The 11,626-nt window shown below is 59.5% G+C and carries 5 protein-coding genes; all 5 read right to left on the reverse strand.

Annotated elements, in window-relative coordinates; all coding sequences use genetic code 11:
* Positions 1-180: 180 nt before the first annotated feature.
* The 5 genes from CXR25_RS11670 to pglX all read right to left on the reverse strand — a co-directional run bounded on the left by CXR25_RS11670 (position 181) and on the right by pglX (position 11,614).
* Positions 181-2,121, reverse strand: coding sequence for an ATP-binding protein (locus CXR25_RS11670; protein ID WP_164513963.1), 1,941 nt, complete (start codon positions 2,119-2,121; stop codon positions 181-183).
* Positions 2,122-2,194: 73 nt separating this feature from the next.
* Positions 2,195-3,460, reverse strand: coding sequence for an SIR2 family protein (locus tag CXR25_RS11675; RefSeq protein WP_125240564.1), 1,266 nt, complete (start codon positions 3,458-3,460; stop codon positions 2,195-2,197).
* On the reverse strand, positions 3,457-5,580 hold the full coding sequence (brxL, locus tag CXR25_RS11680) for a BREX system Lon protease-like protein BrxL (protein WP_125240565.1): 2,124 nt from the start codon (positions 5,578-5,580) through the stop codon (positions 3,457-3,459). Before brxL ends, CXR25_RS11675 begins: the two co-directional genes overlap by 4 nt.
* A gap of 14 nt (positions 5,581-5,594) precedes the next feature.
* On the reverse strand, positions 5,595-8,090 hold the full coding sequence (gene pglZ, locus CXR25_RS11685; protein ID WP_125240566.1) for a BREX-1 system phosphatase PglZ type A: 2,496 nt from the start codon (positions 8,088-8,090) through the stop codon (positions 5,595-5,597).
* Entirely contained in the window at positions 8,087-11,614 is a 3,528-nt protein-coding gene (gene pglX, locus CXR25_RS11690; RefSeq protein WP_125240567.1) for a BREX-1 system adenine-specific DNA-methyltransferase PglX, read from the reverse strand. The genes pglZ and pglX overlap by 4 nt, the downstream gene beginning before the upstream one ends.
* Between the last annotated feature and the right edge of the window lie 12 nt (positions 11,615-11,626).

The following is an 11,626-nucleotide window of genomic DNA, read 5'->3' on the forward strand; positions in this document are numbered from 1 at the left end:
TTCGGCGCGCGCAGACTACGGAGACGGATCGTGGCCTTTCCCTCGGGAGGCAAAACGATCGCATATTTGTGGCAGACAATGACGAGTATCAACCCCGCATGGCTTCAGCGCCACGACCGAAAGGCTGCTACCTGAAACGCTCCCACGATTGAATCGTGTGACCGTGTAGATGCCGGACGCTCAGAATGGTGGGTCATCACTACCCCAGTCGAAGGTGCCTGCCTGCATTTGGGCGGAGCTCGGAGCATCATCACCGAGCGCTTCGGCGAGCTCGAATTCTGAGAGCAGCGTCCTATCCAAGGGCCTCAGCCAATCGGCAGCGATAGACATCGTCCGGCTGTTGGGCTCCGTTTCCGGCGCAAGAGGGCTAATCCTCACGATCACTGGCACCTGCGCCGATACGCCAGCGACCACGCAAACGCCTCTTGGAAGTATGGGCAACTGTTCGAAGGACACCCGGTCCAGATATGAGACCGCCCTCTCGATCGCCTGCACGTCAAGATTGTTCACAAGACGGTGAAGGAAATAATTGTGGAGCTGCGAAATGATCGTCGGCGAGATGTCATGGGGGCGTTGGCTTGCCAACGTCAAGAACACGCCGAACTTGCGACCTTCCTTGACGATCTCTTCGAATGTCTCCAGGCGATAGTCGCGCCATGCTTCGCTCTCGCGTGACGAGTCCAATGACAAGATATTATGAGCCTCATCGATAATGAGGTTCAGATATCGCGCGTTAGTTGGATCGGTCTCCTTCTTTAGATCATAAAGATGCTTGCACAGCAACATCGGGATCACCTTGCGCATCGACAGGCTAACATCCCGCAGCGACACAACAGTCAAGGGCACATCGTACTGGCCGCCGTTATCCTCAACAGTGATCAGTTTCTTGATGTCGGGCACTCGGGTTTCAAGGCGCTTGATCAGTGGCGACAGGTGCTCGCGGTTGGAGAAGCCACTGATGATGTCGTTGTAGTACTGGAGCACTATCTTGAAGCGAATCACGTCGATGCCCGGTTCAATCGTAGAAAAATCGATCGGGAGCGTCACGATCTTGTCCTTCGTAAGTGACTCCCAGGTTGAATGATCTGGGTCGACGTACTTCGCCCATTCGCCCCAGAAGAACTTCCCTAGGGTCGCGTTGTAATGGAGGTTTGTCTGGAAATCATCGATCACGGCAGCCAACTCTTGGGGCGCCGTTGAACCGAGACAGGTCTGGACCTCAGCCAGGAGGTTCAACAACGTCTGTCGGTCGACGGACTTGTCGCTACTCTTCGTAGCGCGGAGGACCATATCGCCCAGAACGGTCAATATGCCGTTGGGGTCTGCGAGCCGTCGATCCCAGTAGTCGCTGTTGAGGACACGCGCGAGGAATGGGGCTTGGGTCTTCTCGGTGGCGTCGAGTAGTACTGTCCAAAACGCGAGGTCGCTGACCGCGCTCGATGGAAGCGGTAGACGTGGACCATTCCCGCTACGCGTGCTGAGCGCGTACTCGCGCTTATTTGCATCACTTGTCATCACAGCGGTGGAGCGGTTGTCCCCGTCTGAAGGCTCGCGGTTGAGGTACTCCCCATTGAAGTCAATCAGGACGAACTGTGATCGTTGGCGGAAGGTGTCCAATGCACCGTATCGAGCGAACAGTTCGTGGTAGAGCTTGGCCAGCGTGTACGATTTTCCGCTGCCGGTGTTCCCGAAGATTCCGACATGGCTCGCGAAAATAGAATTCACACCCACGGACACGCTTTGTGTCGGTTCCATCGCGAGGGCACCCACCTCGATGGGCGTGTCTGAGTCTTCGACGAAGGCGTGGATGAGGGCAAACTCAGCCTCCGTGAGGATAAAGCATTCGTTGTCGAGGAGGGGCATTTCTCGTACTCCCCTTTCAAAACGTCCACCCTCGATATACCCGATAAGACTGACCTGGAGCTGGCGGTTCATCGGGTCGACTCCGCGCTTGTAGATGGATGACGCACCGCGGTCCTGCTCGATGAGCTCGCCGTCGACCTTAGCAATCAGTTCTGAAAAGCCTTTGGTGATCTTGAGGTAGCCGCCGACCGCGACGTTGCGGACGATGCCGCCCCGAAAGAGCAGGTGTGCGCCGTTCTTGAGTTTGTCGACGGACACGTGAACTTGTCTACCTTCGACCGAGACGACGCGACCCACCCGGAAGACATCGTCCTGCGCAACAGTGTCGCCCTCAAACATCAGCGTTATCGCCCGATGAAATACGGATACCGAGCTCGATCCGCTGATCCGGCTCGGGGAACTTGTCCCCGATAATCGGAGTGAAGTAGTCGCGGGTCACAACGTCGAGAGTCATCTTGATCTCGTCACTACCCTCCTCCGGCTCTGCGGGGACGATGAAGAAGATGTTGCTGTTCTTGACGTCGATGTCAGGTATTAGCCTCTGGTACTCCGCACGATCGGCCCGACCATAGCAGAAGACAATCACTTGGAGTGTCGGATTCGCGCGAGCGGCACGTGTAACGACATCACGGAGGTGCTCATCTCGGAAGGAGAAACCGTGAACAAACAGGACACTGTTTTCTTTCTCCAACTCATTTGCGAATCGACGGATCAACTCGTAGTAGGTCTCGTTAAGGACTGTGGTGGCGAACTTCTGCTTATCGGGGTTGACAATTCCGAGCTTGCCGTACGCGGTCACGAATTCTCGAACAGCTTCAGGCGTAGGCCCTGAGTTTGCCTTCGCGATGAGGTCTTTCGCATTCACCTCGGCCGGGCTACTGATTGCGATGAGGTGCTCACGAGCCGCAGCGAGTGCCGCCGTGACCTCGGAGACGACAGTCAATCCGTGGTCAAACGTTATCTCGGTCCGTCCCGCTACTCCGGTCTCGTCGCGCCATGCGACCGAGCCATGAAGCTTCAAAAGGTTGAACACCGGAACCTCTGACCGCTGCTCAAACCTGCTAGACATGCGGAGGCGGATGGTGTTGAAATCGCCAAGGTCAAATCGGGGTCGAATCTTGCCGCTGAAGCCATCACTAAAGTCGAGCCCCATCTGCTCCATAGCGACCTCAAACACCATGTCGATGTTGGTCGTAAAGATATTTGCTTGCTTGGCAAGTATGGAGCTGTAGCGCTTGAGAAGAATGCGGTTGATAGTACGCAGGAACTTGGCGTACGAGGTCAGGACGGATTCTGCATCAGCATGGCGCTCAATGACCTTCAGATTCGGCACAAGTACCGAGTCTATGAAATATGCGTGTATAGACGCGCGGACGAGCGTCTTCACGTCGTTGTCCGCAGTTGATTCAGTGAGTTCGGTCAGTGCATCTTCCACGTTTCCCAGCAGACCGAAGAACGATGAAGGTGTTCCTGCGCCTACCAGGAAGCTCAGGTGAGAGTCCTGAACGATCGCACGAAGACTCTCCGGACTGAGGCTGTCATCGAAGTTACCCAACACTGGCCCATGTGGGATCCCGTTGATGCTGATGTCGGTCATGAGTCACCATTGCCTTCGTAAATGTAAGTGATGCCGAAGGCGAAGACCTGGCGGAACTCTTGGCGTCGGGAGCCGAGGTCGTATGGGCTACCGGAGCCCTTCTGGAAAATGTCGAGTCCTCGGCCAAGGAGGAGCTTCCAGCCGTGATCGGTGCGGATTGACCGGTCGTGGATGGTCTCATCCCAGGTGACTGTGAACTGGATGCCTGAAGTGGCGGCGCTATCTTGGATGTCCTTAAACATGAGGAGGTGCTGCTGCTCGTATTCGCCTCGGACTTCCTTGGTCACGAGCGTGACGGTGATTTCGTCGGCAGGGTCCTTGGAGGCTGCCAGTAGAGCGAGCAGGTCGACAAGGTTGCGCCCTTGATGCGGCAGCCGGATGTAGGGGTCGACGACGGTGATGTCGCTTGCACCGCGGAGGTACGGCGCGAGCAGCGCTTCGTAGGAGACTCCGCGCTGGTTCTCCTGGAACTCTCGGTGTCCTTCGAATAGTTTAGGTGCCAGCTCGTCCGACAGCTGGACCGTCGTAGTGGGATCCTTATCGGCGGCGTCCGCCTCAGCGGTCGAGGCCGCGTCGTCGGTCTGGGGAAATAGCGCTTGGTAGTAGTCGGGGTACTCGTCTTCTTCGAGCGTGGTCACGCCGTGCCAGGCGCCGGTCTTGTCGCTGTAGACGAAGTTAACGACGCCCATGGTTGTGTCGATCCGCAATATTTGGTCTTTGACGCGTTTACGTCCTTCGATGGCGAAGCGGAGCAATTCCTCGATCTCTACTGGGGTTGCTTTGCCATCTGGGTAGATGAGCTTCATCAGGCCAGAGAAGGTCTTATGGATGCCGTCGCGGTCGCGGGTGGAGATGTCTGAGCCGAGAGTGAAGTGCTGCTGGTAGCGGTCGGAGTAGTCGGTGTTGCGCATTGACCGCAGCACCTCGGCGATGTAGTCGACAACGAAGCCGTAGCCGGCGGAGAACATCTCACTGCGGATGGTGTCTACCTCCCAGCCGGGGATGTAGAAGTGGAGACGGTCGAGGTAGGCCGAGTCGTGGTACGCCTCGGGCAGTTCGTCGAAGAGGTCGGAGTGCTTGAGCATGTAGGGCACGTTGTGCGAGGTGTTGCCCACGAACACCATCGATGCTTCAGCTCCGAGGGTCTCGACGCCGCGCGAGAACGACTTGTTCGCCATGTAGTTCTTCATGATGTCGACGAGTGCTTTGTCGGTGCGCTTCTTCTTGCCCGCGAACTCGTCGAACGCGACAACATCCCAGTAGCCGACCAGGCCGATGCGGCCGTTTGCGTTGTTGACGAAGAGCTTGGGGACGGTGACCTCGCCGCCGGAGATCAGCATCCCGTGGGGCGAGAACTCGGAGTAGATGTGGGACTTTCCGGTGCCTTTCGGCCCGAGCTCTACCAGGTTGTAGTTGCGCTCAACGAACGGGATGAGACGCACGAGCTGCAAGAGCTTCGCGCGGCGGCCGAACATCTCTGGGTTGAACCCGATGGACTGGATCAGCAGGTCGATCCACTCTTCTGTGTTGAATCCGAGGCGTGATTCCAGGTAGCTCTCGTAGTCGAAGCTCGACATCTGGATGGGCTTCAGGCTTCCTAGAATCCACGGCACCACACGAGCGTCATCGCTGTGGAAGTACTCGATGTCGCAGATGCACCACACGCCGCCGACGAGCAGCTTCGGGTTCGCCTTCACTGTCGCCGGTTCGACGATCACGCCGCTGAGGCCCAGGTTGGCGAACGATGCCTGATACACGTCCTGCTTGTCGTTCAGAGTCACGGTCACCTTGTCGATGATCCGGTGGCGGCCCTTCTCGCGGATGGTGGACTTCACGAGTTCTGACTCGTTGCGGTGTACGTAATGGTCAGCGAGAATCTTGCGCACCGCATCGATACCGGCCTGGATCGTCGCTTCGTCGTCGGACGCGGCATACTGGCCGAGCAAGTACTCCAGCACGTAGGAGGGCACGATCGCGTTGCCCTTGACGGCCTTCACGAGGTCTTTGCGAACGACCGAACCACCGAACAGCAGGTTTATCTTGTAGTCGAGGTCGGTCTGCTGCGGCGTGCTGGTCTCGACGACTGGCTCGTCGCCGGAGCTGTTCTCTGTGTCCGTCATGGCTGCTGCTTCCCCTAGAAATCAAAGTCCGACGTGAAGGAGCGCTTGAGCAGGTACTGAGCCCGCTGGTAGACGCGCCACTGTGTGGTGTTGGGTATCTGCTCTTCGAGTCGGAACTCCACCGTATGGTTGTTGAACTCGTTGGCGTCCTGGCTGAGCAGCATGCGTGCGCTCTGGTAGCGATCCCGCTTGTCGGCGGAGGGCTGATCGAAGGTCAGCTCGGGCTGGTTCGAAATCAGGGTTTCGCTCACGTAGATGCCTGCCCGCAGGGAGCGCGGCTGCACCTTCTCGCTCACTGGCTCGGACTGGAAGAGCTTCACGACGAGCTGTCCTGTGGTGATCTTGTCGGTCTCGGGCAGCACCTCGACGTTGACGGGGCGGGTGTCACTCTTGCGCTTCTTGTTGACCGTGACCACCGGCACCACGATCTCCTGGAGCGACGCGCCGCCGTGGACAAACCGTGAGCCAGCACCCGGCAGCTTGAGGCGGTGGATCGACTTGGGAATCTGCACCTCCAGGTTGCTGCCGAGTCCCACCTGCTCGGGGTCGAACTTCCGGAACGCTGGGTCATCCTTCAGGCCACGGCCGAGCACGTACCGACGGTTGGTAACTACAAGGTCGTCACCTTGCGGCTTGGTCGAGAGGTACGAGGCCTCTGCTAGCTCGGTGTCTTGGTAAAGGAAGCCGTGGTCGGCCGTGACGAGGATGTTCGTCGCATTCGCGTTGGTCAGCCGCTTGATCAGGTCCACCAGGTCACGCAATGCGTCGTCGGCGGCTTCAAACACCTGCCGCTCGGTGGTTGCCTTGTCACCGATCGCATCGATCCTGTCGTGGTAGACGTACAGCACCTGATGCGCACCGTAGAGATCACGCAGCTCCCCGCGCGGCATCGACAGGACCTCCTCGGCCCGGATCGCGAACCCACCCACGGAGGCCAAGGCCTTGTTACGGTTCGTGGTTCCGTCGGATCGCTGGCCGTCAACGAGCACGGGATCGCCACCCTGCGAGTGGGCCAAAGTCCTGTGTGGAAGCAGAGCGGCCATGCCGAGCTGGGTGTAGCTCGGCAGCACACCGAGCATGGCGTCGAGTTCTGCGTCGAAGCGGTCTTCCTGGCGGATGCGTGAGCGCAGTTCATCGGCAATCTCGTAGCGCAGCGCGTCAGAGATAATGACGACCGCCTTCCGGTTTCCCTTGCGGATGATCGGCTCGACGTGATCGATGAAGAACTTGGTCTGTGGGCGTAACGTCACGGATCGCCAGTCCTGCACGGCGTCGACTTGCTGCTGCCAGGAGTTGCCTAGTTCGTACAGGTAGCGGTTCGCATAGTGCTTCTCGACCTCCTCGCGGAGGGCCTCCAGCGGTCCCGCGTACTCGGTGGTGCGCGCCGCGAAGTGGAACTGCCGATAGAGCTGGTCGATTAGGAACCACTGCTTGCGATAGCGGTCGAGCCCTTCATCGAATGACGCGATCGCGAAACTTGCGTTGGAGAGTTCGCTCAACAGGTCGGAGGCGGCTCCGAGTGCCGCGTACAGCTCCCGGTATCCGTCAACCCAAATGCTGCTTTGGCGAGCGCGGATCGTCTCCGCGACTTCCCGCGCACTCATCGTCCGTTCGCGGACCGCGTGGGCGAGCAGGCTGATGACCTTCTGCTCGACATCCTCGAAGAGATCGTTGTCGACGAGATCGGTCAGTTCGGCATCTTCGATGCTGTCCGCGTAGCTCAGGCTCTCTGATGCTCGGCGCGCCAAGGTCGCGAGGGCGTCGGCGCTGCGCCGGTCATTGCGCAGGCTTGCGAAATCGAGCTGGACGTTGCGAAGCTCACCCGGAGTGTCCGATGCGAACCCATTAGCTGCCTGGCGGAACATCCACAACACGAAGTCGTCGACGCTGGGCTCGTTTGCTTCGTAGCCGTAAATCTTTGCTACACCTGCCCAGTGGAACCCGCCGAGCCCCTGCTCAACCAGAGCCTCGTACTTGCTTGCTTCGCCGCGTGCGTTCTCGATCAGCAGGGCGCGCGTGAGCTCCAGCATGCTGTGCTCACGCTGGCCAACCACGACTGCGCACATCTTGGCCCGCAGCCGGTCTGCGTCATCGTCAGCCGAAAGTACTGACTTGAGGGCCTGTGCTCGTTTGGCGGCTCGGAAGAACTTCTCGTGGTCCCGCAGCACGTCTTCGGTGCCGGGGCCGTCGAGCCCAAGGTCCTGTCGCACGAGTGCCGCGCTGTCTGCGGTGAACACGCCGTAGGCCAGTTCCAGGTCGAGCAACCAGTTGCCGACACCGACGGGCACGCCACCGGCGCGGTAGATGAGGAACTTGGCCGCCGGTTCGTCGTGAAGGACGCGGTTCTTCACCGAGTACTCGTTGTTCTCCACACGCAAGGTCGTGACCTCGCGGAGGTCGAGGGCATCGAGCTCGGCGGCATACTCGCTCTCCGCGTCATGCCAGAAAACGAGCCGCTGCGACTCGAATCGCTGCTCCAGATGCGGGAGGACCGCGCTGAGCGAGTTCACTCCGCTGCCTCCAACCCAGTGATCTTCTTGAGGGCCGGGTAGAACTTCGGGTAGTTCACCTTCACCCCTTCGTCGAGGTCGATGGCGACCTGTTGCGACGCCAGCGGATAGAGCATGTCGTGCTCGTACTCACCCAGCTCCAGCAGTACCTTGCGCAGCCTCTCGGCCTCCTTGAGCGCCGCCGCCTTCTCGCGCGGCGTGCCGTCCCCGGCAACGAGGCGTTCCTGATGCTGAAGGTTCGCCTCCAACTTCGACTCGAACTCCCGCAGGTACTCGTTCAGCACCGTCGAGACTGTGGACGGCGCGTAGCGATGCATGTAGATCAAGGCATTGAACGAACCCTTCGGGCTGGAGAACAGCCAGTAGATCGGGCGCTTCTTGTAACGCTTCACATGATCGTCGTAGAACCTAGACCGCCCCGCTCGGGTGATGAAGTAATCCCGCAGGGTCTTGACACCGAGCGACTCCTCAACGAACCGCAAATTCTCCTCGAAATATTTCTCGCCGAACGCTGTGCGTAGGAACTGGCGGAACCGCGCCACAATGTCGTCCTCGAACCAGTCGCCATCAACGATCGGCAGCACGTTGTCTGCATCAGGAACGAGCGTCGGCCGCGGCACCTTGGCGAGGTAATCCTGTAGCGTCGCGCCCTGGTCAGCGAGAATCAGGCCGGGTTCGTCGAGACTGTACCGAGCGAACATACAGCCGACCGCGTACGAGACCATATCGATGACAAGCTCGCGCGCAGCCGCATGCCCGGCGTCATCAGCGGTCGAAAAGGTGTACTCCGCATTGCCAAGGAGCGTAATGGTGGAACGCGCTGGTAGCGTCGAGCCGCCGCCCTCGTCGCCCAGGGCCTCACCGATGGTGTCTTGAATGTCCTGTTCAATCGTCAGGAGCGCCGTCGTGCGTTCCTCGCCGAGCGTGCGGCAACGCTCAACCCAAGACGACACTGTGCCAGGACCAGCGTCCCCCGGAAGCACAGTAAAGCCCGGTGCGGTCTCCTGCGTCAGCCAGTCATCTCTGGCGATGGCGATCGCATCTGCCGCCTGACGTTCGACCTGCTCGGCATCAACCTTCGGAAGCGGGAGACGAGCAAAGTCGCCAGCCTTGAAGTGGTGGGTCGGATTCAGGAGGTCTGCAAACTCCGAGCCATACTTGGAGTTGACAAGAGCCAACGCGGCGAACATCGCCTCCCGCCCGGAACGCGGATAAGCGCACAAGCCCGTAGCGTCGAACAGAAAGCCAGGCGGGTAGTAGCGCAGAGCCAAACCGCGACTCGTGATTGAAGACCATGAAACGGCTTCCTTGAAGATAAACTCAAGGTTGAAGTTATGCGCCCATACCCGCGATCCACTAGGATGTAAGGTCGTCTGAAGTTCCGCCCCATCGTTATACCAGTCAACGACGAACTCATCATGACCGTACCAACGTCGCGGACCGCCGCCCTTGTTGTAAGGGAACCAGCGCTTCCCACTCAAACGACCAGATTCTCTGCTCTCCGCCGTTCGATTCGTGGCGGACGCTGAAACCTCCCACCAGTAGCGAAGATATCTCGCGTTGTTCCCGGTCGCCATTCCTTCTCTGGGGTTCAGTACGTCTCCCAGGTATGGGCCGGAAGCCAGCGCACTGAGTCCAGTATCTGACATCCAATAGCAAACTGGGGCGCCAGGGATAGCGAGAAAGTCACTCAACCTACGAACGAAGACAGAACGCGACGCTGTGATGGCTTCGCGCAGCGCCAACTCCTTCGCCGCCTCATTCTCCCCATCTACGAGGCGCGCGAACCAGCATTCCCGTCCCGACTCATGAAGCCTCAGGACGAACACGGCAGTTGAGGCTACTTCTCCGCTCAAGCTATCGAAAGCCCCCGCGCCAAAGTGGAGGACTTGCTCAAGTTGATGGGCGGCGAGAACCTTGCTTCGTAGCGCAGAGAAGGCTGGGCGGAAAAGCCAGTTCTGCTTCGCGATCATTGAGACTGTTCCGCCGTGTGCCGCGAGAGTCGTCGCTCTCTCTATAAACGCAGCGAAGAGATCAGCCTTTGCGTCGGCCATATGCCGTTGAATGAACTCCTCCAGGGCGCCAGCCATGTTGGACGAGCCCATGTATGGGGGGTTGGCGACCACCACGTGGTACTTTCGGCTCAGATACTGAGCCTGCTCGATGACTCGCTGGGCTCCGGCGAGTGCATCGGCGCGCAGCAAGTCACCCTGGTCGTCGAGAGTGCTGAGGTGTCGCGCGAGACGAAGCGTTAGGTCGGGGTCGGATTCAATAAGCGAGCCGAGCGTGTCCGCGTTCTCGAACTGCACCCAGTACATCTCCTCAGCACGAGAGTCGCCGTCCACAGTGACAAGAAGGTCCAACTCATCCGGGCCGAACGAGATGGGCTCGATGACACAAATGTTCGGGGTGGCACGTTTGTTCAAGAAGGCGCGCTGCTTGGCACGAGCTTTCATTGCGAGTGCGAACGCCGCCAGAGAGCCGGCGCGCACGTCAATTTCAGTGCCGTACAGGTTGTGGGTGAGGATCAGCTCAGGAATCTCAGAGGGCGCGTAGCCTTCCTCTTCGTAGATCGCGTAAAGCAGGTCGAACGCATAGGTGAGCATGTGTCCAGAACCGCAAGCCGGGTCGATGACTGTCAGCTCTTCGGGGCGGGTGACCTTGAGGAAGTCGGCTTCTTCGTCGACCGGCGCGTTGTAGTAGTCCATCTGGTCAATAAGTCGCGACTCGGGGTGGTTGAGCATCCAGAGCCGACCAACGGAGTTTTCGACCAGGTAGCGGACGATCCAGTGCGGGGTGAATAGCTGGGTGGCGGCTGGAATCTCGGCCGCGCCTGCCTTCTTGCCTTTCTTGAACCCGGCGAAGACCTCGTCCTTCCGCTCGGAAATATAGAACTGGTACAGCCATCCGATCACTTCGACTTCGCGGCAGACCTCTTCGGTGAGAGCGGCGGCTGCACGCGTGAAGATCGAGTCTGCTGCGAGGAGGTTTGCTGGGATGAGGAGTTCGGTGTAGTCGCCTTCGCGCTCGAACATGAACGGCATCGAGCGGTTCCAGTAACGGCAGTACTCAGCGAGCAGGAGTGTGTAGGCCTCTCCCTGGGCGTCTGCGCTAGGGCGGGTTCCGTCGAGGAGCCCGGTGATCGTGTCGACGGTTCGCTTGTTGGTGATAACGGCAGGGTCGATGCTGCCGCGCTTGGCGTCGGCGAGTATCTCGGGCTGGCCGACCTGCTGGCCGCGCGCAGGTGAGACGATCCCGATGCCGGTGTAGCCGTTGGCGTCCATGAAACGGAGCGCGATGATGCGGTTGAACCAGGTGTATGCGACCTTGTCGGCGATAGCGTCCTTGCCCTTGGCTCCGCCTCCGGCGGCTGCGATGTCGCGTTCAAGCATGGCAACCGCGCGCTGGCTCTCGACCCGCTCCGGCGAGGATGGGGCGAGCACGGCGGTCAGCCGGGCGCTGACCTGGGTGATGAGTTCGCGCCTGGCCCAGGTAGCGAAGCTCTTCAGTGGTGCGGTTTCCATGTTTGGTGTCTC

Origin of the sequence: Brevibacterium aurantiacum, assembly GCF_003932995.1 — a bacterium.
Taxonomy (GTDB): domain Bacteria; phylum Actinomycetota; class Actinomycetes; order Actinomycetales; family Brevibacteriaceae; genus Brevibacterium; species Brevibacterium aurantiacum.